Below are 26,749 nucleotides of genomic sequence, written 5' to 3'. Positions count from 1 at the left end.
ATCCGCAAGCCGGGAGAAGACCCCGGCACCCGACGGTGGCTATCAATGGCGAAGGGGCGCGACCAGGTGTCGCGCCCCTTCGCGTCAGCCTCATGAAGGGACTGCCATGCGTCACGGCGTCACACAGCACCGCGGCCTCCACGTTCCCCCGGGGAACACCGCACAGCACGGCCGGTTCGGCCGGATGTTTCCCAACCTGCCGCCCCGTCGCCCGACCGGCCTGCCGCTGGCCGAGGAGTACGGGCTTCCGGGAGGCCGGCTGGACGCGGGGGAGATCACCCCGGACAAGCTCGGCCCGGTCGACACCGGCTTCGTCTACCTCGCCCAGTTCATCGACCACAACATCACCTTCGACCCCACCACCGTCCTGAACCAGCAGGTCGACCCGGAGGCCATCCAGGCGTTCCGGCCGCCGCGGCTCGACCTCGACGCGCTCTACGGCGCCGGGCCGACAGTCGACCCCTACCTCTACGACCAGGCGTCGCACGGCACCAAACTGGTACTCGGGCCGGGCGGTACCGACTTCGCGCGAACCGCCGAGGGGGTGCCGCTGATCGGGGATCCGCGCAACGACGAGAACATGCTGATCGCCCACATCCACCTCGCGTTCATCAAGTTCCACAACCGCGTGGTGGACGGGCTGGCCGACGGCAGCCTCACCGACGCGGTCGGCGACCGGGTCCGGTCACGACCGGCGGCCCCGGGTGACGCGCCGGCCGGCCGGCTCGACGATCTGCTCTCCCTCGACAACTACTACAACGAACTCACCTACAAGGCACAGCAGCTGGTCCGCTGGCACTTCCAGTGGATCGTGGTGCACGAGTACCTGCCGCTCTTCGTCGGGCAGCACATCGTCGACGACATCTTCGAGAACGGCCTGCGCTTCTACGACCCCCGTCCGGTGCCGTACATCCCGGTGGAGTTCGCGGTCGCCGCGTTCCGGGTGATGCACTCGACGATCCTGCCCCGCTACCAGATCAACGAGAAGTTCAGCGCGCCGTTGTTCCCGGCCGATCGGAACGCGCCCCCGAGCCCGCGGGCGGACCTGCGGGGCGGGCGGATCCTGCCCGAGCACTCGATCGACTGGTCGCTGTTCTTCCGGACCGACCCGAACCGGGTACCCCAGCGGGCCAAGGCGTTCGGCGCCTCGCTCACGTCGGCGCTGCTCAACCTGCCGGTGAGCGCGGTGCCGGGAGCGAAGGAGGGCGCGCTCGCGAAGTCGCTCGGCTCGCTGGCCGTGCGGAACATGCTGCGCAGCGAGGCGCAGCAGCTGCCGTCGGGCCAGGACGTCGCACGCGCCATGGGAGAGGTGCCGCTCTCCGACGAGCTGCTGGACTTCGACGGTCCCGCCTACCTCTGGTACTACATCCTGAAGGAGGCGGAGGTGCTCACCGGCGGGCACCGGCTCGGCCCGGTCGGCGGGCGGCTGGTGGCGGAGGTGTTGCTGGGAATCCTGAAGGGAGACCCGATGTCGTACTGCTCCGCCTACCCCGCCTGGCGACCCACTCTGGCCGGTCAGAACGGTGTCTTCGGCATGGTGGAACTGCTCCGGTTCGCCGGTCTGGTGCCGGCTGGGCGCGGCTCCGGAGATTGACGGCCCGCCCACCCGTGTCCGGCTGGCGTGGATCGTGCGTCTCGTGCACTATGACTGACAGTCATAGTGCACGAGACGTGAGCGCCCGGCCCCGCCGGGTGCGGGGCGGATCAGACGGAGGTTCCCTGTGGAACGTGTGACGGGCATCGGTGGTCTCTTCTTCCGGGTCAAGGACCCGACGGCGATGACGAAGTGGTACGTCGACCACCTCGGCCTCACGCCACCGCCCACTCCGGACGAGGACCGGGACTGGTGGCAGGAGCAGGGCCCCACCGTCTTCGCGCCGTACGGCGCCGACGTCGAGGAGGAGACCGGGCAGGCGGTGCGGCTCAACTTCCGCGTCCGGGACATGGCGGCGATGCTCGCGCAGCTGCGGGCCGCCGGCGTGGAGGTCAGCCCCGAGCCCGAGGACTATCCGGAAGGCCGGTTCGGCTGGGCGATCGACCCCGAAGGCAACCGGATCGAGCTGTGGGAGCCGGCCCCCGACCGGCTCAAGCCGCCGACGGGCTGACCGTCCGGGGACGCGACGACGGGGTGGGGCCGCCGAGGGCCCCACCCCTGTTTTCGACCTCGGATCAGGCCGCCCGCCTCACGGCGAGGGCGGTGAGGTCCGGTACAGCCGGTTCGGAGTGTCGTCGAGGAAGTCGCGCGGGTCCAGCCGGAAGCCCGTGAAGCGGTAGGGCACGATCCGGTGTTCCTCGCCCGCCGTCCGCGGCTCGACGTGCTGCCGCAGCGCGTACCACAGGCTGACGTCGTTCTCCTCGCCCACCGAGGCGCCCGTCTCAGCCGCGTACCTCGAGGTCAGAACGCTGTCGTCGGTGCCGACCTCGTAGCCGTCGTCCAGGTTGCCCCGGTAGGGCGCGACCCAGAGGTCGGCGCTGCTGGTGCGGCCGTCCGGGCCGATGTTCGACCCCGGCAGCAGCTCGTAGGAACGGAGCAGGCCGTTGGGCTTGGGCGCCTCGCTCGCCACTCGCAGCCGGGAGCCGGGCTCCAGGGTGTGGGCGCCACGCGCCACGTTCTTCCACTGGGTCGCGGCGGCCCCGCCCCGGGTGCCGAGCTGGACGGTGTTCCCGCCGATCGTCGCCACGTCCGGGTCGAGCCGGTAGTAGTGGTGATGGGTGTGCGGCAGACCCGCCACCGGGCCGGCGGCCGGCCGCCCGCCGACACCCACCGAGGCGGCGATGACGCCGTCCTCGAAGAGCTCCCAGCGGTGCACGTACTGGTAGTCACCGGCCTGGAACTTCGCCCAGAAGGCGACCTTCGCCGGCTCGATGCCGCTGGGGCCGTACCGCTCGACGTGGACCGCGCCGGTCGGATTGGCGGCGGCGTCGTACTGGCTGTCGTTGGTGGCGATCGCCGTCGGGGGCAGGTCGCTCCCGGCCGCGTTGGGCGCCGTGGGCAGCAGCGGCACCAGGGGCGACCCGCCGCCCCGGGCGCCGAGGCCGTTCTTGGCCACGCCGTGGGTCGGGCCGTGGTCGACCAGGGTGAAGGCCAGCTCGCCCCGGAACAGGACGGGTCGGCCGTCGAAGTGGGCGTGGGCGAGCCGCAGCCCGGTGCCCTGCATCGTGTTGATCGAGTATCCGAAGGTCCAGTTGGCGTGGGTGATGTAACCGCCAGGCATTGGTTGTCTCCTCGTCAGTTGTGGGGAGCCTGGGTCTGCGGCCCCGACGCGGTGCCCCGCGCCTCGTCGGTCGGGACGACCTCGCGGGTGCTCAGGTCGACCGCCGCCTGCCCGACCCGGGTCGGCGCGTCACCGCGGGACCAGAAGTAGAGCTGGAAGAGCCGGTGGCCGAAGCGGGGGTTCTCCTCGATCTGGGCCGCCCGGGCCGGCAGGGCCACCATGTCGACCGGGCCGCGGGCACGCAGCGCCTCGTACCGGTCGTCGGTCACGACCAGCTCGTACGCCTCCTCCCGCTCCTCCGCGGTCAGCGCGGGCTGGATGCCCGGCCGTTCGACGATCGCCTCCACCACGCCGGCCCGCAGGTCCAGCACGGCGATGATGAGGACGCTGCGGTCGTAGTCGTAGATGACCGCCTCGGCGAGGCGGACCGACACCTGGGCGTCGGCGACCTTCTGCTCCTCCTCGCGGAACTCGATGTCGATCAGCCGGTGCCGGTTGCCGCCCAGACGCTCGGCGACCAGGGGGTCGGCGTCGATGGCGGCGGCCACCCGGTCCTTGATCTGGCCGAGCAGGTCGAGGAAGACGGAGGTGGAACCAGGCTGGTCCTGGACCAGTTCGAGAAGTTGGCTGACTTCGTGGGAATGCAGCAGTGCAGGCATTCTGTCCTTCCTCACAGTTGTGCGGCCGTGGGCGGGCGCTTCCCCAGGAAGATCGGCGGGGCCGCTCCTCAGCCGACTTGAAGAATCGTTTACCGATCTCCGTTCGGAGACGTGGCACACCGATCTCCATCCATTGGTAGGTGCGCACCGCCCGTGCGGCTTCTTCCCCCTTGCTGCGCGGCCGTCCGCCGGCCGTCCGCGTCCGGCCCGGAAAGCGCGGCAAGCTGCGAGAAGTTCGATGACCGCGGCGGCCGTACGAATGGAGGAGCGGCACAGCAGAATAGGAGAGCCACGTGAATGACCTGCGCGTGTTCGGCGAACAACTCCGGACGTTGCTCAGTGGGCTGCTGGGATTCGGGGACCCCGGCGCACCGGAGCGCAACAGCCGACTCATCCACCAGATTTTCGAGTGGTACAACCAGGGTGACCTCGACTCCATCGTGGAGAGCGTCACCGACGATTTCGAACTGCACGACGTGCCGGCCGGGCAGATCTACCGCGGGCCGGACGGACTGCGCCGCTGGTTCTCGATCTCCAAGACCGCGCTGCCCGAGGCGCGGCTGTTCATCACCAACCTGATCGCCGACGGCGAGAAGGTGGCCAGTGAGCACGCCGGCGGAGGTCTGCAGACCGGCCCGCTGGAGGTGCCGGGCGGCACTGTCCCGCCGACCAACCGGCTGGTGAAGGCCGAGGTGGCCGAGACCTTCGAGTTCCGGGACGGGCGGATCTTCCGGTGGCGCGTCTACTACGACGGTGCGGCGCTCGCCGCGCAGCTGCTGGGCCCCGAGGCGGGCGGGTCCTCCGCGCCCGCCGGGGGCCCGGCCACTGCGCCGCCGACGTCGGGCACCGCCGGCTCGTCCGCCGGCGCGGCGGCCTCCCGGCCGGCATCGGGTGGCGCATCCGCCCGGGACTGACGCCGGACCCGCCGGGGCCCGTCCGGACGGACGGGCCCCGGTCGCGCGCCCAGGGTCTCAGTGGTCCTGCGGTCCCGGCGGTGCAGGGGGCCCGGCCGGCGTCGCCGGCGGCCGGAGACGTTCGAGTTCGGCCAGCACCGCTTCGACCGCCGCGGTCTCCGCGGCGTAGTAGGCCTGGCCCCACACGGCCACCAGATGCGGGTACCGGAAGTCGGGCAGCAGCCCACGCCCGACCTCGCCCAGGTCGGCACGCTGCTCCCGGAGCCAGGACAGGTAGCCGTGCAGCGCGCGGTGCAGTTCCTCCGGGTCCGCCTGGTGACCGAAGAACAGGCGCAGCATCACGCTGTGCTTGATCACCGGCGGATCCACCTCGTCCCGGCTCAGCCATGCCCGCAGGGCCGCCACCCCGGTGTCGGTGATCCGGTAGTGGCGCTTGGTCTGCGAGCCGCGCTGCGTCTCCTGCCGCTCGCTGATGTAGCCCTGGGCCAGCAGCCGGCGCAGCTCGCTGTAGACCTGGCTCTGCGCCGGGCTCCAGTAGAAGAAGCGCATGTTCATGGACCACTTGCGCAGGTCGTAACCGGTCAGTTCGCGCCCGAAGGAGAGCAGACCGAGAACCGCGTACGCGGTGGCCGGCAGGCCGGGCGCCCCGGGCCGATGGGGATCTGCCACGATGTCCTCCTTGCGGTGGGCGGCTGCGGCTTCCACTATGACTATTAGTCCTAGTGCGGCGCTCGGCGGGATGCGAAGTTGCCGGAGGATCTTCCCACCTCGTGTCGGACCGCTCGGTGGAGGGAGCTGCCATGGCACCGGCACGTCTGATGGTGTCCACGACCGTCAACGCCCGCCGGTCGGCCGTCTACGCCGCGCTGACCGATCACGAGGCGCTGGCCGGCTGGTTCGCCGAGCGGGTGGAGACGCAGCCCGACGCGGGCTGCTTCCGTACCGATGGAAGCTTCACCCCGAGATGGGCCAGCGGCGCCCTGCGGACGATCGATGCGCAACCGGGCCGGCGGCTGGCGCTCTGCTGGGAGGCCGGCGCCGGTTCGCCGGTGGAGATCGAGCTGGTGTCGGTGCCGACCGGGCGCACCGGCGTCCGGTTCGTCCAGTGGTCGCCTCCGGGCGGCGGCCCCGACGACCCCTCCGCCCTGGACTTCTGGTGCCTGGCCGCCGGCAACCTCGCCAACCACCTGGAGGGCCGCCCGGTCGTCCGGCACGACTTCGCGCGGCCCCGGCGCGGCACGGCCCGGGCAGAGGCGACACTGGCCGTCCCCGCCCGGCGGGTGTACGCGGCGCTGACGGTGCCGGCGGAGCTGGAGCGGTGGATCGCCGCCACCGCGGTGGTCTCGCCCAGGGTCGGCGGCCGGTACGACTTCGGCTGGGGGGACGACCTCGGTCCCCGGTCCATCGTCGACCTGGAGCCCTCCCGGTCGCTGGCGTACACCTGGCGGGAACGTGGGCACCGGGACAGCGTCGTGAGGTGGACGCTGCGTCCCTGCGGGCGCGGCACCACCGTGCGGGTGCAGCACGACCTGGGCGGCCGCCCGGCCGATCGACACCAGATCGGCTGGGAGAACTTCCTCATCGACCTGCAACGGATGCTCGCGTCCGGCCAGGACTGGCAGCGCAGCGTGTGGCAGGACGAGCCGGTCGGCTGACGCGGCGCCCGCCCGCACGGCGACGGGTCACACCCGGCCGGGTACCGGGGACGTCCGGGTCGCGCTCACCGCCCAGAACCGGGACCGGCCCTCGCGCAGGTCGGCCTGCGCGGTGAGGATCAGTGCGAGGAACTGGTCGGCGGCGGCGGGCGGGAGGTGACGCAGCACCTCGTGGCGGCGCCGGATCAGGGTCAGTTGCGCCGTGCGCAGCGCGTCCACCGCTTCGTCCGTGATGTCGACCGACCGCGGTCCGGCGAAGCCGGCCTGCCGCAGCCGGACCTCCAACCCGTTCGGGGCGGCGCCGCGGGGCCGGCCGGGACGATGGTGGACCAGCTCGCCGAGCAGGATCCGTCCCCCGGGGCGCGCCGCGAGGGCGGCCTGACGAAGCACTGCCCCCAGGTCGTCCCCGGTGCGGGCCGGTTGCAGCACCAGCACCCGGTCGAAGGGTGGGCCGGAGGCGCCCTCCGACGTGGATCCGGCGATCCGTACGCGCGCGGCGACGTCGGGCGGCAACGCCCGGGCGCGGCGCCGGGCGTGACCGCGCCGGACCGGGTCCGGCTCCACAGCGGTCACCGCACAGCCCGTCCCCAGGGCGAGGTACCGGGACGTCTCCCCGCCGTCGGAGCCGAGGTGCAGGACCCGGTCCGAGGCGTGCAGCGGCAGCTCCTCGACCGCCCGGTCGAGCAGTGCCGGACCGGCGTACGAGCCGAACTCCCAGCCCTGGTGGGCCGGCCCGAACCAGACCAGCCGCCACAGGCCGTCGGTGGCCCAGTCGCCGGGCCAGGCCGGCGCGCAGGCGGCCGGGGTGGCGGTGGCCGGTGCGGCCGGGTCGGGCGTGCCGGTCACGAGAGCCCCTCTCCGTCCGACGGCGCGCCCCAGCTGCCGGTGAAGACGATGTCCGCCAGCGGCAGCCGGGAGCGGGGCACGGGAGTCCGGGAGGGGTCGGCGGTGGCCCGCCCCACGGCGAGTACGACGAACGGCTCGAACTCCGCAGGCACCTCGAACGCCGCCACCAGGGCACGACGGCGGAAGCCGCCGAGCTGCACGGTGTGCCAGCCGGTGGCCCGTGCCTGCACGCTGAGCCGGGCGACCGCGAGGCCCAGCTCGTACTCGGTGCCGATCAGCGGAGCGCCGTCGACGCCGCGGACCTGACGCAGGGCCAGGACCAGCGCCCCGGCGTCGCCGGCGATCGTGCGGTTCGCCGGGGTGAGCGCGCCGTGCATCTCCTGGAAGGTGCGGTCGCCGTTGCGCCCGACGACGAAGCGCCAGGGCTGCCGGTTCCAGCTGGAGGCGGTCCACCGGGCGGCCTCCAGCAGTCCCGCCAACCGGGTCCAGGGCAGCGCCGAACCGTCGAAGATCTGCGTGCTGGCCGGGGGCGTGAGTAACGGGTGCACCACGCCGTTCGTGGCCGAAAGTCCATTCACGCGTGGAGATCCCTCCCTGGTCGGCCGGCCGGACGCCCGGCGGTTCCGCACCATTCAAGGCCGCCGGACAACGGCGTTCCACTCGCATCTTGCTCAAGCGTCGTCCGTCGATACGAGCAAGATCCGAGAAGTTCGGGCTCGCGTCGCCCCGGTACGAATTGATCGCTGCGCCGGGATGCCGCCGCAAGCCAGTGACGTGTGATTCAGGGAGGTTTGGCGTGCGATTCAGTTCAGCGGCCCGTCGCCGATCCGATGGTTCGGTCCGTCGTGACCGGCCGGTGTCGTGAAGCGGGCGGCCCGGGGCGCAGGAATCGCCGGAGCGGGAACGGACGGATTCCGCCTCCGGCTTCTCGCCGCCGATCCGAACGGTTCCGGGGACGGGGCGATATCGCCCGACGGAACCAGATTCGTCGCCTCCTCCAAGCGAAACGGATCGGTCAATCTGTGGTTCTTCGATCTGCGTACGGGGAAATGGCAGCAGGGCACCTGGGGTACCGGTGACGACATCGAGGCGCAGTGGTCGCCGGACAACGAGCAGCTGGCCTTCACCTCCTCCCGCGGTGGTCACAAGGCGATCTGGCTGTACCGGCTCAGCGACGGCCAGACCCGCCAGCTGACCTCGGCCGGACACGAGGAGGAGTACCCCTCCTGGTCACCGGACGGCCGGACCGTCGCCTACGTCGGCGGGCCCTGGGGCAGGCGGCACTTCCTGGTGGTGTCCGCCGACGGCGGCGCGCCTCGCCGGGTGACCACCGAGCCCGGCCGCGCCGGCGCCTGCTCCTGGGCGCCGGACGGACGCTGGCTGGTCTGCCACTCGTACGACACCGGCGCGGGAGCGGTGTGGTTGCTGGACAGCCGGACCGGGGAGGCGATCCCGGTCACCGACGGCTCCTCGTGGGACTACAAGCCGACCATCTGCCCGACCCGGCCGGCGGTCGCCTTCTCCCGCAGCGACGAGGGGCGGTCCGTCATCTGGGTGCAGCGGCTCGCCGACGGGGTGGGCCGGCCGCTCGTCGTCACCGGCGCGGACGACCGGTGGCCCACCTGGACCCGGGACGGGAACCACCTCTTCTTCCACCGGCTGGTCGACGAGGGCGCGGGCATCGCGGTGTGGGACCGGCGGACGAAGGCGGTACGGGAACTCGTGCCGGCCGAGGAGAAGCCCCGGTACGCGTCCTTCGCGCCGGACGGCCGCCGGATCGTGTACGGCACCGAGGCGGACGGCCGCTCGGCGCTGCGCATCCTGGACCTGGCGACCGGGGTGTCCCAGCCGGTGCCGGCCGGCGAGGCCGCCTTCCCCTCGTGGTCCCCGGACGGCCGGACGATCGCCTGCGCGCTCCGGCCCGACCCCACCTCGCGATGGGAGATCGCGACGGTCGACGTGGCGGGCGGGCAGCCGCGCGTCTGGACGGCCGACCGTGACGACCTGCGGGGACTGCACGCGCCCGTCTCCTTCGCGCCGGACGGGCGGCGCCTGGTGTTCCGCAGCGAGACGGAGCCGTTCGAGGCGAACCTGCTCGTCCTCGACCTCGACAGCGGCCGGATCACCAACCTCACCGAGGACAGCTGGTGGGACGAGGCGCCGGCCTTCACCCCCGACGGGCGCGGCGTCGTCTTCATGTCCACCCGGGGAGGGAACTGGACCTGGGGCTTCTACCGCATCGACCTGGACAGCGGCGAACTGCTGACGCTGGCCGGTCCGGACTACGTGGAGCGGAACAACCCGCGGTCCACGGCGGACGGCCGGATCCTGTCGACGATGGTCGCCTCGAAGGTCGAGGAACTGTACGAGCAGCTACCCGACGGCACCGGCCGGGTGGTGACCGAGGCGGGGCCGGGCGTCCGCTACCCCGTGCCGTCCGCCGACGGCGAGCAGGTGCTCTTCACCCGTACCCGCACCACAGTCGAGTACTGGCTCGCGGAGAACGTCTGGGCCGCCGACTCGCCGCTCGCGCCGCTCGGCCGCCCGCTGGTCGCCGCGACCGCGCCGGCGGGGGTGATCGAGCAGCCGCCGCTCGGTCCGGTGCGCAGCCCCGTCGACACCCGCCGCAGATGACGGATGTGACGCCGTCCCATCCGGTCGGGTGGGCGATGACCGCGCGATCAGCCGACGCGTGTGACAGGAGGAGCAGGAGATGACCGGAGCACCGCCGGGGGCGTCGCGGGAGAACGCCGCCCCGGACGAGGACGACAAGAACCGCATCTACGACACCGTGACCGGCCCGCTCTGGCGGACGACCGTCTACGAGCCGGTCCACGCCGGGTGGGAGTTCACCAACATCGCCGGGGCACGCCTGCTCGACGACGTCGCGGCGACCTTCCGGGTCGGCCCGCTGACCCATGTGCTCGAACTCTGCTCCGGCACCGGCGCGGTCGCACGGTACCTCAACCAGCGGACCGGGTGCGCCGTCACCGGCGTGGAGCTGAACGCCGCCCAGCTCGCCTGCGCCCGCCGGGCACGCGCCGACGCGGGCCCGGGGATGGCCCGGGTGTCGTTCGTGGAGGGCGACGTGACCAGGTGGCAACCGGACCGGCTCTACGACCTGGCGCTGGTAGTCGACTCGCTGTCCCTGCTGTCGGACCCGGTGGCGGCACTGCGCAACGCCCGCCGGGCGTTGTGCTCGGCCGGGTGGCTGGTCTTCGCGGACACCCTGGCGGGGCCGGAGATGACCGCGGCGACGCAACGCCGCGCCTGGGACCTCGACGGGCTGCGCCCGCTGCCCGGCGGTTCGCGGTCGGACGACCTGTTCACCGCGGCGGGCCTGGTGGACGTGCACCTGGTCGACGCGACCGACACCGCCGTCGCCTGCTTCCAGACCATCGCCGACGCGACCACCGAGCGGGCCGGCGAACTCGCCGCAGTGGTGACGGCGGAGGAACTCGCGGAGTGGCGCACGGCCACCGACTTCTACCTCGACGCCTATCGGAGCGGGCAGCTCACGTACTGGCACGGGCTCGCCCGTCGGCCCCGTCGGGCCACCGCCCGCCAGGCGGCCTGACCTGCCCTCGACAACGAACGGAGCAGACATGATCTTCAAGCGTGAGCCCGTCATCCTCCAGGTGGCACTCTTCGCCCTGTTCAACCTCCTGGCCGCGTTCGGGGTGATCGGGTGGTCCTGCGCCCAGATCGCCGCCGTGAACGCCGCTGTCGCCGCCGCCTTCGGGGTGATCACCCGCCGGCTGGTGACGCCCCTGAGCGACCCCCGGGACGCGCACGGCCGGCGGCTCGCCCCCGCCGGCGGAGGGCCGGACGACGATCGGTCCTACCGGTGACAAGCGGCAGGGGACAGGGGCGTCTGCTCGTGCCGCCCCTGTCGCCGGCGCTCGTCGAACTCGCCGGGCGGCGACACCGGCGCGGGGAGGTGACCAGCCGGCTGCTCCTGCAGACCCGCGCGCTCGCCTTCGTCGAGGGCTACCGGCTGCGGCGTGCCGGACGCCGCGACATCCACGAGGAACTGGCACTGATCGAACCCGTCAACCGCGGGTTCGCGTACGAGGGGGCCGCGCTGGCCGCGGCCCTGGCCGACCTCGCCACGCCGCGCCGGGCCCCGGCACCGGGGAGCCGGGACGGCCGGCAGACCCGGCTGGGGCACCTGCTCGACGGCCCCGGCGCGGGCTTCGTCCACCTCGTCCACGTCGGGGCCGGCTGGGCGGCCGCCGTGCTGCCCTGGCGGACCGTCCACCGCCGGCTGCCGCTCGACCCGCTGCTGCGCTGGCTCGCCCTGGACGGCGCCGGGTTCGCCCGCGGCTTCTTCGGCGGGCCGGGCGCGATCCGCCGGCTGGCCCGCCGGCCGGACCGCGACGATCCCGTCCAGACGGTGCTCCGGCAAGGGCTGGGCCGCAGCCTGTGGTTCGTCGAGTGTGGTGACGTCCCGGCGATCGGCCGGCAGATAGAAGGGTTCCCACCGGGCCTGCGGCCCGAGTTGTGGGCCGGTGTCGGCCTTGCCGTCTGCTACGCGGGCGGCTGCTCGGACCGCCAGTTCGAACACCTCCAGACGCTGGACGGCAAGGAGCGCGCCGCGCTGGCCCAGGGCGCCGCCTTCGCGGCCGAGGCCCGGCGCACCGCCGGTCATGTGCCTGCGCACACGGCGGCGGCCGTGGCCGCGCTCACCGGCGTACCGGCCGACACGGCCGCCAACTGGGCACGGGACTCCCGAGATTCCGCCCTCGCCCTCGGCCCCGAGATCGACTCCTACCGGTGGTGGCAGCGGGAGATCCGCCGCCGGGCAACCGCGGCGGCCGGCTGAGCCTCGGCTCCACCGGTCCCGATCCGCACCCGCCGGCGGCGCCCGCCGCCACGAGCAGGGAGAAACCCCATGTCCTTGTCACCGCGTCGCATGCTGCCCGGAGCACTGGTGATCGTGCTGGTCGCCGTCCTCGGCGTGCTCACCGTCCGGCCGTCGCCGAGCCCTCGCGAGGCCGCCGTGCTGGCCGCCCGCTTCGCTTTCGACGTACGCCCGCTGAACACCGCCCCTGCCGGGGCCAGGAACGTTCGTGACGTCGCGCCCGAGCTGTCGGGCATCCGGTCCTGGATCTCCGCGGTGGGCGCCGCGGTCGCGCTCCTCGACGCCGACGGCAACCGGCGCCAGGACGACGTGTGCCTCGTCGATCCGCGGGACGACTCGGCGCGGGTCTTCCCGGCACCAGGCACCGGGGAGCGCTATCCGCCGGCGTCGCTCGTCGCGCCGCCGGGCCCGATCGACCGCGTCGCGCCGATGGGCTGCGTCCCGGCGGACCTCGACGCGGACGGCGACAGCGATCTCGTCGTCTACTACTGGGGCCGTTCCCCGGTGCAGTTCCTGCGGGTCGCCGAGGGATGGCGCCCGGTGGAACTGGTCCAGCCGCCGCAGGTGTGGAACACCACCGCGCTCGCGGTGGGCGACCTGGACGGTGACGGCGCGGCCGACATCCTGGTCGGCAACTACTTCCCGGACGGTGCCCGGGTGCTCGATCCGGAGGCCGCCGGGGACGGGCGGATGCGGATGCAGGCGGGCATGGCGGACGCCGGCAACGGCGGCACGAACCGGGCCTTCCTCTCCCGCCCCGGTGCCCCCGACACGGCGCCGGCCTGGCTCGACGCGTCCACCGGAGTGCCCGACCGGGTCGCTCGTTCCTGGACGCTCGCCATCGGGATGCAGGACCTGACCGGGGACCTGCGGCCCGAGGTATACCTCGCCAACGACTTCGGCCCGGACCACCTCCTGGTGAACCACTCCCGGCCGGGGCGGCTCGACCTGCGCCCGGTCCGGGGCGAGCGGACCGCGTCGACGCCGAAGTCGAAGGTGCTGGGCCGGGACTCGTTCAAGGGCATGGGCGTGGCCTACACCTACCCGGACGGCGCCGACCTGCCGACCATCGTGGTCAGCAACATCACGACACCCTGGGGGCTGCAGGAGAGCAACTTCGCCTTCACCCCGACCGGTAAGGGCTCCGACCTGCTCGACGGCCGGCTGCCGTACCGGGACCGCAGTGAACCCCTGGGCCTGTCCCGCAGCGGCTGGGGCTGGGACGTCAAGGCCGTCGACTTCGACGGCGACGGCACCGACGAGTTGTTCCAGGCGACCGGCTTCATGGCCGGGGACCGGTGGCGCTGGCCCGAACTCCAGGAACTCGCGATGGCCAACGACCAGGTGCTCCAGCACCCGTGGGCCTGGCCACACTTCCGCCCGGGTGACGACGTGTCGGGCCACCAGGCGAACGTGCTCTGGACGCGGGGGCCCGACGGACGGTACGTCGACGTGGCCGCCCGGAGCGGTCTCGGTCACCTCGACGTCAGCCGTGGCATCGCCGTCGGAGACGTGGACGCGGACGGCCGCCCGGACGCGCTGGTGGCGAACCAGTGGCAGGACAGCCGGCTGCTGATGAACCGGTCCCGGTCGGTCGGCCGGGCCACGCTGGTCCTGCTGCGCGCCGGCGCGGACGGACGGCAGCCCACTCCCGCGCTCGGCGCCTCGGTGGTCGTGCGGCCCGGCGAGGGCCGGCCGGCCCTTCGCGCTCAGCTCTACCCCAGCAACGGTCACGCCGGCGCCTCCAGCACGGAACTCTTCTTCGCCGTCGACCGGGAAGCCCCGTTCACGCTGTCCTGGCGTACGGCCGGCGGGGTGCGGACGGCGGAGGTGCGGCTGGCGCCGGGCCGGCACGAACTGGTGATGCACGACGACGGCCGGGTGACAACGCGATGAGGGCCCGGACGAGCCGGCCCGTCGCGACACCGGCCCTCCTCGACCCGCCGCGGACCGCCGCCGCCCGCCCACCCGGCGAACGGAACCAGGACCCGCTGCCGTGCGGGCCGCCGGCCGCGGGGGACACGCCCCGCCACGTCATCAACGCGACGAGCGTCCTGGTGCACCCCGGCCTCGGCCGGGCCGTCCTCTCCGGTTCGGCCCGGCGCGCGGTGGCGGTGGCCTCCGGCTGCACCGACCTGGAGTACGACCTGCACAACGGGCAGCGGGGGCGGCGCGGCCGGGAGACGGTCGCCGCCCTGCTCGCCGCGGTGCCGACGGCCGCGGCGGCCTACGTGGTCAACAGCAACCCGGCCGCGCTGGTGCTCGCCGCGACGGTGCTCGCGCCCGGCCGGGAACTGGTGATCAGCCGGCGGGAGCTGTACGAGATCCGGGACGGCTTCCGCCTGCCCGAACTGCTCACCTCGACCGGTGCCCGGCTCTGCCCGGTCGGTACGGCGGACGGTGCGGTGCTGGAGGACTACCGGCAGGCGGTGTGGTCCGGCACCGGGTGCGTGCTCACCCTGGTGCCGGGCCGCTCCGCCACAGACGCCCCGGCGGACCGGCCGGACGTGGCGGCCCTGGCCGGCCTGCACGTCCCGGTGATCGCGGACATCAGCTCCGGCCTCCTGCGTCCCGAGCCCGCGCTGCCCGGTGAGCCGGACGCGGAGACCGCCCTGCGGCAGGGCGCCACGCTGGTCACCGCCGGCGGCGACAAGTTGCTGGGCGGTCCGCAGACCGGGCTGCTGCTCGGCGACCGGGCGGTGATCGAACAGGTGCGGCGACATCCGCTCGCCCGGGCGATGCAGGCGGACAAACTGGCCCTGGCCGCGCTCCGTGCGACGGTCGCTAACGGCGGCACACCGACGCTCGCCGCCGTCCGGGCCGCCCCCGACGACCTGCGGGCCCGGGGCGAGTCGCTCGTCGGCGCGCTGCGGGCCGGGGGAGTCCCCGCCGAGCTGGTCGAGTCCCACGTCACGGTGCTCAGCGGCGCCAGCACCCGGCTGCACAGCTTCGCGGTGGCGGTCGACCAGCGGCTCGCCGGCCGGTTGCGCGTGGGAGACCCGGCCGTGGTGGGCGAGCTGCGGGACGGACACCTGTTGCTCGACCTGCGCCCGGTGCCCGCCGGCAACGACACCGACCTGGTCGTGGCGGTGCTCGCGGCGGCGTCCCGCCCTTGATCAGGTAGGGCAATCCGCGAGAAGTCGCCCCGGCACGCCGACGCATAGAAAGGAGGAACCCACCCCCCCGATGACGGAGGAAGCCCATGACCGGTTCGGCACGTCTCGGCCGTTGCGCCCGGCATCTGCTCGCGGGCGTACGGACGAGTGAGCGGGACCAACAGGACCTGCTCGCCGCCGCCGACCGGCTCAAGACCCGCCTGGTGCGTCTGCTGTACGCCCACCCGGCGGCCCGGACCAGACTGGCCGGCGTCCGGCACCACCTGCTCGACGTGGAGGTGGTGCCGGCGCCGGCCCGTTCGTGGTTCCGGACGTCCCGGCGGCACGCCGGCACGGCCCGGATCCGGCTCTACGACTACGACTCGGACCTGCTGCTGGAGTTCTTCCTCGACCTGCCGTCCGGCCGCCTCACGGCGGTCACCGGACGGGCCCGGGCCCGTCCGCCACTGACCCGGTCCGAGCGGGCCGAGGCGCTCGACCTGCTCCGTGCGGCCGGCCGGCTCGGCCCGCTCGCCGAGGCGAGCCGATGGGTCGTGGTGCCGAGGATCTCCCGGGCGGCGATCGGCGCGGGCCACCCGCGCCGGGGCCACCGCCTCTACACGTTCTTCTTCTGGTCGGCGACCGACCGGCCGGTACGACTCGGCCAGGCGTCGGTCGACCTGAGCGCGCGAGAGGTGGTCGGGGTCCGGGAGGCGGAGTCCGTCGGGAGGTGGGAGATCCGGCCGTACGCGTGACAACGCAGCCAGAGAGAGGGATCCACCATGTATGCAACCCTGCCGTGCCCGTCCGGGCGGTCGAGTTCCGATGACCACGGATCGTGGTAGGCACCGATGTCCACCTCACACGTCCGAGACCGCCGCCGCTTCGCACCGGAGCGCGAACCACGGACCGCCCGGGGTGGTGACCACCTCCGCCGGCTGCCCGGTGGCCTGGTGCTGGCCGTCGCCGTCGCCGTGCAGGCCGCCGTGCTCTGGGCCGAACCCGGGCTGGTGATCGCAGAACTCGGGGCGATGCCACAGCGACTGCGGGAGGTGTTCCGTGTGCTCGCCCCGGGCCTCGCCACCCTCCTGCTCGCCGCGCAGGTCATGAATCTGTTCGGCCGACTACGCCGGCATCAGCGGCGGATCGTGGCCGCGGCGGCCGCCTGGTGGGTGTTCGCCGCGGTCGAGTCGATGCTCGCCGACTGGCGGTCCTCCGTCTGGCTCACCGAGCTGGCCCTCGCCTGGCTGGCGATGAACTGCCTGCGGATCGTCGCCCGCGCGGAGGCCACGGGCCTGTCGAGCGTGGCGCGAGGGAGGTGACCGGTGGACTGGCAGTCCGTGGGGACACCGATCGCCGCCGTCTGCACCGCGATCCTGACCTACCTGGGCACCCGGCACATCGCCCGGGTCGAACGCAGCCGCGAGGAGGCACGTCTCGCCGAGGCGGCACGGGACGAGGCCCTCGTCGTCGAGCAGGCCCTGTCCACGGCCCACGAACAGGCCCAGGCCGCGATCATCATGGAGCGCAACGAGCTGCTGGAGCGCTGGCAGCGCACCCTCGACGAGGCCCGTGACGACCGTCAGCGCCTGCTCCAGGAACACCGGTCCGAGCTCGCCCGGGTCCGCCAGGAGACGCGGGACGAGGTGGCCGGCGTCCGGGAGAGCGCCCAGCTGGTCATCGCCGACCTGCGCGGGCAGATCGTGCAGTTGCGGGCCGAGGTGCAGGCCGTCCGGGACCGGCACCGTCCCGGCCCGTCCGCCGGGGACTGACCGGCCGGCCCGCCCGGGCGCCGGTCCCGGCGCACCGCAAGGCGGAAGAAGTTCCCCACCACCCGCGCGATCTACAACAGACGTACCGATCGCCGCACGAGAACGGTCGCACCGGACCGATTGTTTCCCACTGTTCACGGGCGGGCGGTATCCGTCCCGAGAACATCCAGAGAGGAATGGCGCAGAAATGACAGAGGTACAGAACTTCGGCCGCCAGCTCGGCGACTTCCTCGGCGGTGTCTTCGCCGACGCCGCGGGTGGCGGAGCCGGTGTCTTCCGGCCCGACCCGCAGGCCGAGATCGAGGTCCGGCAGCTTCTCAACGACCTCCAGACCGCCTTCGCGGAGAAGAACGCGGACGCCATCGTCGACAGCCTGGCCGAGGAATTCACCACCTACGAACTCACCTCCGCCGAGGGACACGCGGTGACCATCACCGAGAAGGCCGCCATGCGTGAGTACCTCGACACGCTGTTCCCGGCCGACGGCGAGACGCAGAACAAGTCGGTCTCGGTGAGCCAGGTGCTGGCCAGTTCCACCATCGGTCTGACCCGCGAGGACGGCGACGTCGTCATCGCCCGAACCGACGGCACCTTCGAGCACCAGCCGCTGCGCGCCTCGGCCGTGGCCATCCGCACGGCCGAGGGCTGGAAGTGGCTGCACTGGCACATGTCGGCCGCCGCCCCGCGCTTCCGGGTCAACGCCAACGGCGTGCGGATCCCGCTCGATGGCGCCCCGGCGACCGGCACCCCGGTCGCGGACTGACGTGTCCGCCGGCGGCTGTTCGTCCGAAGCCGCAGCAGAAAGGTGTGTGCAGTGAGTACCTCGTCAGGAAGTTCGCGACGGCAGCCGCCGGTGACCGGCGGCCGCACCGCCGGCCCGGATCCGACCGAGCACGTCAACAACGGAGAGGAGAACATCTACCCGGGATACGTCGCCTGCTACAGCAAGGGGCTGCCGCACGACGACACGGGTGAGGTGGACCCGGAGGCGTACCGGCGGCTGCTGCGGGCGGTCAACAGCGCCGACCCGGCGGACTTCGAGTCGATCCCGCTGGACCCGGCCGGTGCCCGCAAGCTGACCAATCCCCAGGGCGGGCTGGCGGCGAACGCCGACGGCATCGACGCCACCTCCTTCACCGCGCCGCCGGCGCCCCGGCTCGACAGTCCGGAGAACTCCGGCGACATGGCCGAGCTCTACTGGATGGCGCTGACCCGGGACGTGCCGTTCGACCAGTTCGACACCGATCCGCTGGTCGCGTCGGCCGCCGCCGACCTGTCCCGGATGTCGGACTTCCGCGGCCCGAAGGAAGGCGGGGTGGTGACCACCCGCACGCTCTTCCGCGGTGACACCCCGCAGGACCGGATCGGGCCGTACATCTCGCAGTTCCTCCTGCGCGACGTGCAGTTCGGCACCCATCACTACTCCCAGCGGCAGGACACCGTGCAGCCGGGGCGGGACTACGTCACCACGTTCCCCACCTGGCTCGCGGTGCAGCGGGGGTTGTCCCGGGGACTGGCCCCCGGCGACCGGAACCGGACCGAGACCCGGTACCTGCGTACGCCCCGCGACCTGAGCCACTACGTCCACTTCGACGCGGATGCCAGCCCGTTCCAGCCCTTCCTGAACGCCGGGCTGATCCTGCTGCGGGAGCGGGCGCCGCTGGACGCGAACCTGCCGTACCACTGGTCCTCGAACCAGGACGGCTTCGCGACCTTCGGCATGCCGCACCTGTTCGACCTGATCACCTCGGTCGCCGCCCGCGCGCTACGAACCGCCTGGTGGCAGAAGTGGTACGTGCACCGCAGGCTGCGGCCGGAGGCGGTCGGCGGGCGGGTCCACGCCCACCTGACCGGTCTGCACCGGTACGACTTCCTCGACCGGGAACTGCTGGAGTCCGAGGCGGTGCAGCGCGTCTTCGACCGCAACCAGAGCCACCTGCTCCCGCAGGCGTACCCGGAGGGGGCACCGACCCACCCCTCGTACACGGCCGGTCACGCCACAGTGGCGGCCGCCACCGCGACTGTGCTGAAGGCGTGGTTCGACGAGACGGCCCCGCTGGCCGACCCGGTCCAGGCGGACGCGACCGGCACCGCGCTGGTGCCGTACGAGGGCGCGGACGCCGGGCAGCTCACCGTCGGCGGCGAGTTGAACAAGCTCGCCGCGAACATCGCCGTCGGCCGCAACATCGCCGGCGTCCACTACCGCAGTGACTACTCGGCGTCCAGCCGGCTCGGTGAGGCGCTGGCCATCGAGATCCTGCGGCGCCAGAAGTCCTGGTTCAACGAGGACCACTCGTTGACCCTGACCCGGTTCGACGGCACGTCCGTCACCATCTGAGCCCCGTCGCGCCGGCCGGTTGCTGTTCCCCTCAGCGCGCCGGCCGGCGCGACGGCCCTCCAACCCGACCACCCACCGACGGAAACGGTGACCGCTGTGACGTCCGCTGCCGCGAGAGACCTCCGCCTGACGGCCCTGCGCCGCTTCGCCCTGTCCATCACGATCCTCACGGTGCTCGGTCACCTCTTCCTCGGGTTCGAGCAGGCCCCGGTGACGCCGGTGCTGACCCTCCTGCTGGGCTACGCCCTCGACCTGACACTGGAGACGCTCGCCGCCCGGGCCGAGGGCCGCGCGCCCGCCTTCGCCGGTGGCTTCCGGCGGCTGGTGGACCATCTCCTGCCCACGCACATCGGCGCGCTGGCCTGCGCCATGCTGTTGTACGGCAACTCCTCACCCTGGCCGTACCTGTTCGCCGTTGCGGCCGCTGTGGGCTCCCGCCACGTCCTGCGGATCCGGATCGACGGCCGTGCCCGGCACGTGCTCAACCCGTCCAACGCGGGCATCGCGCTGACCCTCGTGCTCTTCCCGTGGGTCAGCATCGCGCCGCCCTACCAGTTCACCGCCGGGGTCTCCGGTGCGCTGGACTGGCTGCTGCCGCTCGGTGTCCTGATGGCCGGCACGCTGCTCAACGGCAAGCTCACCGGGAAGATGCCGCTCATCCTCGGCTGGCTGACCGGGTTCGTCGCGCAGGCGCTGCTGCGTGCCCTCCTCTTCGACCACGACTTCGTCGCCGCGCTGCTGCCGATGACCGGCCTGGCCTTCATCCTCTTCACCAACTACATGATCACCGACCCGGGGACCACCCCCCGTGCCCGCGCCAACCAGTGGGCGTTCGGGCTGTGCACCGCGGCGGTCTACGGACTGCTGGTGCTCGCGCACGTGTCGTACGGGCTGTTCCTCGCCCTGGTCATCACCTGCGCCCTGCGCGCGGGTCTGCTCCTGATCGGCCGTCGCCGGCCGGCCCGGGCCCGGCGGGTCCGGCTGCGGGAGGCGGCATGAGGCCGGGCGAACGGCAGATCGCGGTCGTCGGCCTGGCCTGCCGCTACCCGGATGCCGACGACCCGGCACAGCTGTGGCGGTCGGTGCTGGCCCGCCGCCGCGCGTTCCGGGCCATCCCGGCCACGCGCCTGGACCCCGAGCACCGGCTCGGCGCGCCGCACGCGCCGGAGTCCACGTACGTCCGCCGGGCCGGGCTGCTGCGCGACTGGCACTTCGACCGTGAAGCCTTCCGCGTGTCCGGGTCGAGCTGGCGGGCGGCCGACCACACGCACTGGCTGGCACTGGAGACGGCGGCGGCCGCCCTGTCCGACGCCGGCTTCCCCTCGGGCGCCGGCCTGGACGCCGACCGGGTCGGCGTGATCCTCGGCAACTCGCTCACCGGCGAGTTCACCCGGGCCGGCCTGGTACGGCTGCACTGGCCGTTCGTACGCCGCTCGGTCGAGGCGGCGCTGCGGCAGACCGGAGTGGACCCCGCCGTCGCCGCGCAGGTTCTCGACCAGGCCCGGCGCGGCATCGCGGCGGCGTTCCCCGAGCCGGGCGACGAATCGCTGGCCGGGGCCCTGAGCAACACCATCGCCGGCCGGATCTGCAACCACTTCGACTTCCACGGCACCGGGTACACGGTGGACGGCGCCTGCGCGTCGAGTCTGCTGGCCGTCGTCACAGCCGCCAACGCGCTGCTCTCCGGCGAGCTGAACTTCGCCCTCGCCGGAGGCGTCGACCTGTCTCTGGACCCGCTGGAGATGATCGGCTTCGCCCGCCTCGGCGCGCTCGCCGACGGCGAGATGCGGGTGTACGACGAGCGGCCCACCGGGTTCCTGCCCGGGGAGGGGTGCGGGATCGTCGCCCTGATGCGCGCCGACGAGGCGGAACGGCGCGGCCTGCGAGTCTACGCGCGGCTGACCGGATGGGCGACGTCCTCCGACGGGTCCGGGGGCCTGACCCGCCCCGACGCCGGGGGACAGGCGCTGGCGCTGCGGCGCGCGTACCGGATGGCCGGACTGGCGCCGGAGCAGATCGCCCTGATCGAGGGGCACGGCACCGGAACCGCCGTCGGCGACCGGGTCGAGCTGGAGACGCTGGCCGGGATCCGGCGGCACGCGCCCGGGGCGGCGGCGCTCGGCTCGGTGAAGGCGAACATCGGGCACACGAAGGCGGCCGCCGGAGCGGCCGCACTGATCAAGACGGTCCTGGCCGCGTACCACCGGGTCCTTCCGCCGACCACCGGCTGCGAGACGCCGCATCCTCTGCTGCGTGCGCCGGACGCCACCCTGCGGGTGCTCGACGAGCCGGAACCGTGGCCGGGCGGGCGGCTGGCCGCCGGGGTGTCCGCGATGGGCTTCGGCGGGATCAACAGCCACGTGGTGGTGGAGAACGCCGATCCCGCCGCCGTGGGTCGCCGTCGCCTCCCGCCCTCGGTGCGGTCCTGGTCCCGCCGTCCGGTACGACCGGAGATCCTGCTGATCGAGGCGGCCACCACGGCGGAGCTGGCCGAACGGCTCGACCTGCTGGGCAGCTGGGGCGCGACGCTCAGCGACGCCGAGGTCGGCGACGTGGCGGCGACGCTCGCCGCCGGTGCCGGCGGCACGGCCGGGATCCGCTGTGCCCTGGTCGCCGGGGACGCCGACGAGCTGTCGGCGGCGGCCCGCGCGGCGACCGGCCTGCTCGCCACCTGGGACGGGCGCGTCGTGGTGGACGAGGCGGCGGGGGTGGCGTTGGGTGGCGGACCGCCCGCCCGGGTGGGCCTGCTCCTGCCCGGCCAGGGAGCACCGGTGCGGTACGACGCCGGCCCGCTGGCCCGGCTGCTCGGCGACCTGCCCGAGGGGCCGGCGGCCACCGGCGCCACCGGCACCGAGGCCGCACAGCCGGCTGTCGTGTGGCAGTCGCTGCTCGGGCTCGCCTGGCTGGACCGGCTCGGCTGCGCCCCGGTCGGCGCAGTCGGGCACAGCCTCGGCGAGCTGACCGCCCTCGCCTGGGCCGGTGCGCTGGACCCGGGCCGGCTCGTCGCGCTGGCTGCCGCCCGCGGACGGGTGATGGAGCACAGTGGTGTGCCCGGCACCGGGATGGTGAGCCTCTCCGTCGACGAGACGCGGGCGATCCGGCTGGCGGACGAGCACGGACTCGTGGTCGCGGCGCTCAACGCCCCCGACCGTACGGTGCTCGCCGGGGCCGACGAGAACCTCACCCGGCTGGCGGCGGCGCTGCGCGACAGCGAGGTCGAGGCGATCCGGTTGCCGGTGTCGCACGCCTTCCACAGCCCTGCGATGGAACCCGCGCTGCCGGCGTGGGCCGCCGAGCTGAACACTGTCGAGTTCGCCCCGCCGGCGCGGTCCGTGACGTCCACCGTGACGGGTGCGGACGTGCGGACGGTCGACGACCTGGCGGCACTGCTCACCCGTCAGCTCATCGCCCCGGTGCGCTTCGCCGCCGCCGCCCGCGACCTCGGCCAGCGGTGCGACCTGCTGGTCGAGGCGGGCCCGGGGACCGTGCTGTCGCGGCTGGTCACCCGGTTCCTGCCGGTACCGGCGGTCAGCCTGGACTGCGGCGGTCCGCCGCGCTCGCTCGCCCTCGCCACCGCCGCGGTCGTGGTCGCCGGCGCGGGCGACCTCGCCGCCTGGTACGACGGGCGGCCCTACCGCCCGCTCCGGCCCGGGGCGGCCATGACGTTCCTCAGCAGCCCGTGCGGAGCCGGCATCTCTCGCGCCGGGCTGCCGGGGTCGCGCTCCACGTCCGCCGACGCGGAGCGCGACTCCCCTCCGGGCCGGGTCGAGCAGCCGTCGAGTGTCGCAGCAGCGGTGGTGAGGACCGCCTCCGCTCGACCGGCGCCGACCCCGCCCGAGGCGGACCCGGCCGGGTCGGTAGACCCGGCCGGGTCCGCTCCCCGTCCCGACGACCCGCTCGGCCGGTTGCGCGCCCACCTCGCCGCCGAGCTGGAACTGCCGGTGGCGGGCATCACCCCGGCCAGCCGGCTGCTCGGCGACCTGCACCTGAACTCGCTGCAGGTGGCCCGCACCGTCGCCGCGGTCGCCGCGGCCCTGGGCCGGCAACCCCCGGCCGCGCCCCTGTCACTGGCCGACGCGACAGTCGCCGAGGCGGCCGAGGTGCTCGCGCAACTGCCCGCCGCCAGCGACGACGAGGCGCCGGCGCAGGGCCTCGCGCCGTGGGTGCGGCTGTTCCGGCACGACTGGGTTCCGCTGCGGGGACCGCTGTCCGGGCCGCCGGCCGCCGGCTCCGTGCGGTGGCGGGTCGAGGCGCCGGCCGGACACCCTCTGCACACGGTCTTCCCCGCCGTACCCGACGGGACGGCGACGTCGCACGGTCTCGCCGTCGCGCTCGGCCCGGACGACGGCCCGGAGCAGGTGGCCGCGCTGCTGGCCCGCATCGCCGGGCAGCGGCCGGCCCGGCTGGCGATCGTGCACGACGACCACCCGGCCGCCGCCGCCGTGGGCCGGTCGGCGGCGGCGGAGATCTCCGGCTGCGCCGTGACGGTGCTCGACGTGTCCGCGGACGGGGACGTGGGCCTGCTGGCCGGGCTGGCGGTGCCGGCCGGGTACGCGGAGCTGCGGGCCGGGCCCGGCGGCGTCCAGCGGCTGGTGACCTCCGTGCACCGGCCCGCCGAGGAGACCCGGGAGGTGCCGCTGGGGCCCGGCGACGTCTGCGTCGTCACCGGTGGCGCCACCGGAATCACCGCCTTCGCCGCGGCGGCCGTCGCCGAGCGGACCGGGTGCCGGCTGGTGGTCCTCGGCCGGCGTCCCGCCGAGGACGCCGAGACCGGGGAGGCGCTGCGCCGGCTACGCACGGTCCTCGGCGGCGACCGGTTGCGCTACGAGCGGGTCGACCTGACCGATCCCGACGCGGTACGGGAGGTGCTCGGCGCCGGCCGGCTGGGTCCGGTCCGGGCGGTGGTGCACGGGGCGGGGATCAACCGGCCGGCCCAGCTGACCGACGTCACTGCCGGGGACCTCCGCGAGCACCTGGGCGGGAAGGTGACCGGACTCCGGTCGGTGCTCGACGCGGTCGGACCGGACCTGCGGCTGGTGCTCGCGTTCGGTTCCATCATCGGCCGGCAGGGGCTCGCCGGGCAGGCCGCCTACTGCATCGGTAACGAGTGGCTGCGGCACGACGTGGAACGGTGGGCCGGCGATCACCCGGAGACCCGGGTGCACCTCGTCGAGTGGTCGGTCTGGTCCGGGATCGGCATGGGGGTGCGGCTCGACGTGCTCGACTCGCTGCGCCGCCGGGGGGTGGCCGGGATCGCACCCGACGACGGCGTCGCGGCGCTGTGGCGGATCCTCACCGATCCGACCGCTCCGGTGACAGTGCTCTGCACTGCTGCCTTCCCCGAGTCCGGCACCCTGAGCCCGGCGCCCGCGCCCGGCACCCCCGAGCCGGGCCGGCTGCGCTTCGCCGAGTCGGTGGTCGGCCGGGTCGGGCAGGTCGCCACGGTGACCGAGGCGGTGTTGTCCGTCGGGGCGGACCCGTACCTGCGGGAGCACCGGGTCGGCGACGCGCCGCTGCTGCCCGCCGTGCTCGGACTGGAGGCGATGGCGCAGGTGGCGGCGTTGACCACCGGAAGCCGGGCCGGCTGGGCGGTCCGCGACGCGAGCTTCGCCGCGCCGATCGACGTCCCCGAGCGCCGGACGAGGCGGATCCGGGTGGCGGCACTGGCCGCGGAGACCGGCGGGGACGTGGCGGTGGCGATCCGCGCGGACACCGACGGCTTCGCCACGGACCGGTTCGCCGGGACGGTCACCGACCCGCCGGCACCGCCGGCCGCCGCCACGGCGGACGATGCCGCGCACCGGCCGGAGTCACCCGTGGACAGCGGGCGGGAGGCCACCACCCCGCATCCGTGGTACGGCCCGGTGCTCTTCCACGAGGGACGGATGCGCCGCCTGACGCACGCCGGACCGGTCTCGGCGTTCGCGGTGCGCGCCACCGTCGACGCCGACGACCGGGACCGCTGGTTCGCCTCCTTCCTCGGGCAGGAGCTGCTGCTGGGCAGCCCGGGAGGGCACGACGCGGCGATCCACGCGCTGCTCGCCTGCGCGCCGCACCGCAGGGTGCTGCCGGTGGGCGCGGCGGAGGTGGTCGTCTGGCGGCCGCTGCGGGGGCGGCTCACCGTCGAGGCCCGGGAGGTGCGGCACAGTGCCGACGAGTACGTCTTCGACGTGGACGTCGCGCACGCCGGCGTACCGGTGGCCCGTTGGCGGGGTCTACGGCTGCGGGCGGTCGGCGACAACCGGGAGTTCGCGGTGGCCAGGTCCGGCGGCCGGCTCGGCGCGGAGCTGGTGGGCCCGTGGCTGACCCGCCGGCTGATCGAGGCCGGCGCGGTCGACGCGGTCGAACTCGTGGTGGGGCCCGGCCGGCGCGAGGCGGACGGCGCCCGCCGGCTGCTGGCCCGGCATCTCGCCGTGCCCGAGGCGGACGTGGACCACCAGCCGTCCGGCGCGCTCCACGTGCCGGGCCGGTACGCCTCGGCGAGCTACGCCGACGGGCAGGTGCTCGTCGCGCTGGCCGATCGTCCGGTCGGGGTGGACTGGGAACCGGTGACCGACCGGCCGCCGGCCGGGTTGCTGGACGACGGCGCGCGGGCGAGCGCCGAGGAGCTCGGCCGGCGGACCGGTGACGACCCGGCGGTGGCCGCCACCCGGCTGTGGGCCGCCCGCGAGGCGCTGGTCAAGCTCGGCGCCGACCCGGACCAGGTGCTGGCGCACGGGGAGCCGGAGCCGGACGGCCTGCTCGTCTCGACCGGCCGGGACCTGACCGTGGTGACAGTGCCGGCCTGGGCCGACGGGGCGACGCGGGTGGCCGTGGCGGTGGCGACCCGGCCGGTGGCGTCATGACCGGCTGGTACGTCTACCGGCACGTGGTCACCCTGGACGAGACCAACATGGTGGGCAACGTCTACTTCGCCCACTTCCTGCACTGGCAGGGGCACTGCCGGGAGCGCTTCCTCGCCGACCACGCACCGGCCGTCCTGGACCAGCTCCGTCGAGGTGAGCTGACGCTGGTGACAGTGTCGTGCGCGATGGACTACTACGAGGAGTGCTTCGGCCTGGAGGAGATCGAGGTGCGGATGAGCGCCGACGGCCGGGAGGGCCACCGGCTGAGCATGCACTTCGAGTTCCTCCGGGCGGGGCGGGAGGTGGCCCGGGGCCGGCAGACGGTGGCCTGTCTGCGCCCCACCCCGGCCGGGCCGGTTCCCGTCGATCCGCCGGTCGACCTGCGGGCGGCCCTGGCGGCCTTCACCGCCTGACACAGTCGCGGGGGGGGGGGGCGCGGGCGGGGGGGGGGGGGCCCGGCGCGGCCCCCCCCCGCCGCCGCGCCCCCCCCCGCCGCCCAAGCCACGCCGGGGCCACCGCCCCCCGGGCCCCCCCCCGGGCCGGGCG

The 26,749-nt window shown here is 74.0% G+C and carries 23 protein-coding genes; 18 read left to right on the top strand and 5 right to left on the bottom strand.

The window, feature by feature from the left end; all coding sequences use genetic code 11:
- The first annotated feature begins 184 nt into the window (after nucleotides 1-184).
- Both FB454_RS30460 and FB454_RS30455 read left to right on the top strand, forming a co-directional pair.
- Complete coding sequence (locus tag FB454_RS30460) at nucleotides 185-1,594, top strand: peroxidase family protein (protein WP_225319672.1); 1,410 nt, start codon at nucleotides 185-187, stop codon at nucleotides 1,592-1,594.
- A gap of 127 nt (nucleotides 1,595-1,721) precedes the next feature.
- Nucleotides 1,722-2,105, top strand: a complete 384-nt coding sequence (locus FB454_RS30455; protein WP_013285662.1) for a VOC family protein — start codon at nucleotides 1,722-1,724, stop codon at nucleotides 2,103-2,105.
- A 78-nt stretch (nucleotides 2,106-2,183) separates the two neighbouring features.
- Here the strand turns inward: FB454_RS30455 and FB454_RS30450 are convergent, their stop codons facing one another.
- Together FB454_RS30450 and FB454_RS30445 are read right to left on the bottom strand one after the other, a co-directional pair.
- Nucleotides 2,184-3,215 carry a hypothetical protein gene (locus tag FB454_RS30450; protein ID WP_145823998.1) on the bottom strand — a complete coding sequence of 344 codons (1,032 nt, stop codon included), beginning with the start codon at nucleotides 3,213-3,215 and terminating at the stop codon, nucleotides 2,184-2,186.
- 14 nt (nucleotides 3,216-3,229) lie between these two features.
- Entirely contained in the window at nucleotides 3,230-3,874 is a 645-nt protein-coding gene (locus FB454_RS30445; protein ID WP_145823997.1) for a hypothetical protein, read from the bottom strand.
- A 293-nt stretch (nucleotides 3,875-4,167) separates the two neighbouring features.
- Here FB454_RS30445 and FB454_RS30440 point away from each other — a divergent pair, with 293 nt between their 5' ends.
- Nucleotides 4,168-4,788 carry a nuclear transport factor 2 family protein gene (locus FB454_RS30440; RefSeq protein ID WP_013285665.1) on the top strand — a complete coding sequence of 207 codons (621 nt, stop codon included), beginning with the start codon at nucleotides 4,168-4,170 and terminating at the stop codon, nucleotides 4,786-4,788.
- Nucleotides 4,789-4,845: 57 nt separating this feature from the next.
- Here the strand turns inward: FB454_RS30440 and FB454_RS30435 are convergent, their stop codons facing one another.
- Nucleotides 4,846-5,457: a PadR family transcriptional regulator gene (locus tag FB454_RS30435; protein ID WP_013285666.1), complete on the bottom strand. Its 612-nt coding sequence runs from the start codon at nucleotides 5,455-5,457 to the stop codon at nucleotides 4,846-4,848.
- A 131-nt stretch (nucleotides 5,458-5,588) separates the two neighbouring features.
- Between FB454_RS30435 and FB454_RS30430 the strand changes: the two genes are divergently transcribed.
- Nucleotides 5,589-6,443, top strand: a complete 855-nt coding sequence (locus FB454_RS30430) for an SRPBCC family protein (RefSeq protein WP_013285667.1) — start codon at nucleotides 5,589-5,591, stop codon at nucleotides 6,441-6,443.
- A 27-nt stretch (nucleotides 6,444-6,470) separates the two neighbouring features.
- Here the strand turns inward: FB454_RS30430 and FB454_RS30425 are convergent, their stop codons facing one another.
- Both FB454_RS30425 and FB454_RS30420 read right to left on the bottom strand, forming a co-directional pair.
- On the bottom strand, nucleotides 6,471-7,289 hold the full coding sequence (locus FB454_RS30425) for a class I SAM-dependent methyltransferase (protein WP_071095610.1): 819 nt from the start codon (nucleotides 7,287-7,289) through the stop codon (nucleotides 6,471-6,473).
- Entirely contained in the window at nucleotides 7,286-7,867 is a 582-nt protein-coding gene (locus tag FB454_RS30420; RefSeq protein WP_013285669.1) for a nitroreductase family protein, read from the bottom strand. Before FB454_RS30420 ends, FB454_RS30425 begins: the two co-directional genes overlap by 4 nt.
- A gap of 283 nt (nucleotides 7,868-8,150) precedes the next feature.
- Here FB454_RS30420 and FB454_RS30415 point away from each other — a divergent pair, with 283 nt between their 5' ends.
- From FB454_RS30415 to FB454_RS30350, 14 genes are all read left to right on the top strand, one after another.
- Nucleotides 8,151-9,923: a DPP IV N-terminal domain-containing protein gene (locus FB454_RS30415; protein ID WP_013285670.1), complete on the top strand. Its 1,773-nt coding sequence runs from the start codon at nucleotides 8,151-8,153 to the stop codon at nucleotides 9,921-9,923.
- Between the two features lie 79 nt (nucleotides 9,924-10,002).
- Nucleotides 10,003-10,866 carry a class I SAM-dependent methyltransferase gene (locus FB454_RS30410; protein WP_071095608.1) on the top strand — a complete coding sequence of 288 codons (864 nt, stop codon included), beginning with the start codon at nucleotides 10,003-10,005 and terminating at the stop codon, nucleotides 10,864-10,866.
- A 28-nt stretch (nucleotides 10,867-10,894) separates the two neighbouring features.
- Nucleotides 10,895-11,140, top strand: a complete 246-nt coding sequence (locus FB454_RS30405; protein WP_013285672.1) for a hypothetical protein — start codon at nucleotides 10,895-10,897, stop codon at nucleotides 11,138-11,140.
- Nucleotides 11,137-12,114: a DUF1702 family protein gene (locus FB454_RS30400; RefSeq protein ID WP_030268734.1), complete on the top strand. Its 978-nt coding sequence runs from the start codon at nucleotides 11,137-11,139 to the stop codon at nucleotides 12,112-12,114. Before FB454_RS30405 ends, FB454_RS30400 begins: the two co-directional genes overlap by 4 nt.
- 69 nt (nucleotides 12,115-12,183) lie before the next feature.
- The gene (locus FB454_RS30395) at nucleotides 12,184-14,049 is read left to right on the top strand and encodes an FG-GAP repeat domain-containing protein (RefSeq protein ID WP_071095606.1); all 1,866 of its coding nucleotides are present in this window, start codon (nucleotides 12,184-12,186) and stop codon (nucleotides 14,047-14,049) included.
- Nucleotides 14,046-15,269 (top strand): aminotransferase class V-fold PLP-dependent enzyme, encoded by a 1,224-nt coding sequence (locus FB454_RS30390; RefSeq protein ID WP_145823996.1) that lies wholly within the window; start codon nucleotides 14,046-14,048, stop codon nucleotides 15,267-15,269. Before FB454_RS30395 ends, FB454_RS30390 begins: the two co-directional genes overlap by 4 nt.
- Nucleotides 15,270-15,355: 86 nt before the next feature.
- Nucleotides 15,356-16,003 carry a hypothetical protein gene (locus FB454_RS30385; RefSeq protein ID WP_013285676.1) on the top strand — a complete coding sequence of 216 codons (648 nt, stop codon included), beginning with the start codon at nucleotides 15,356-15,358 and terminating at the stop codon, nucleotides 16,001-16,003.
- A gap of 96 nt (nucleotides 16,004-16,099) precedes the next feature.
- A complete protein-coding gene (locus FB454_RS30380; RefSeq protein WP_013477247.1) occupies nucleotides 16,100-16,570 on the top strand; it encodes a hypothetical protein in 471 nt (156 codons plus the stop codon).
- A gap of 3 nt (nucleotides 16,571-16,573) precedes the next feature.
- The gene (locus FB454_RS30375; protein ID WP_013285678.1) at nucleotides 16,574-17,020 is read left to right on the top strand and encodes a hypothetical protein; all 447 of its coding nucleotides are present in this window, start codon (nucleotides 16,574-16,576) and stop codon (nucleotides 17,018-17,020) included.
- A 187-nt stretch (nucleotides 17,021-17,207) separates the two neighbouring features.
- Entirely contained in the window at nucleotides 17,208-17,783 is a 576-nt protein-coding gene (locus tag FB454_RS30370; protein WP_013285679.1) for a nuclear transport factor 2 family protein, read from the top strand.
- 51 nt (nucleotides 17,784-17,834) lie between these two features.
- Nucleotides 17,835-19,358: a phosphatase PAP2 family protein gene (locus tag FB454_RS30365; protein WP_071095602.1), complete on the top strand. Its 1,524-nt coding sequence runs from the start codon at nucleotides 17,835-17,837 to the stop codon at nucleotides 19,356-19,358.
- Nucleotides 19,359-19,454: 96 nt separating this feature from the next.
- A complete protein-coding gene (locus FB454_RS30360) occupies nucleotides 19,455-20,357 on the top strand; it encodes a hypothetical protein (RefSeq protein WP_013285681.1) in 903 nt (300 codons plus the stop codon).
- Nucleotides 20,354-26,203, top strand: coding sequence for a type I polyketide synthase (locus FB454_RS30355; RefSeq protein WP_145823995.1), 5,850 nt, complete (start codon nucleotides 20,354-20,356; stop codon nucleotides 26,201-26,203). Before FB454_RS30360 ends, FB454_RS30355 begins: the two co-directional genes overlap by 4 nt.
- Nucleotides 26,200-26,616 carry an acyl-CoA thioesterase gene (locus FB454_RS30350; RefSeq protein ID WP_013477245.1) on the top strand — a complete coding sequence of 139 codons (417 nt, stop codon included), beginning with the start codon at nucleotides 26,200-26,202 and terminating at the stop codon, nucleotides 26,614-26,616. The genes FB454_RS30355 and FB454_RS30350 overlap by 4 nt, the downstream gene beginning before the upstream one ends.
- The last annotated feature ends 133 nt before the right edge of the window (nucleotides 26,617-26,749 follow it).

The organism is Micromonospora sp. CNZ297 (genome assembly GCF_007827625.1).
Note: the sequence above shows the minus strand (reverse complement) of the source record. Positions and strands in the feature narration are given on the sequence as shown.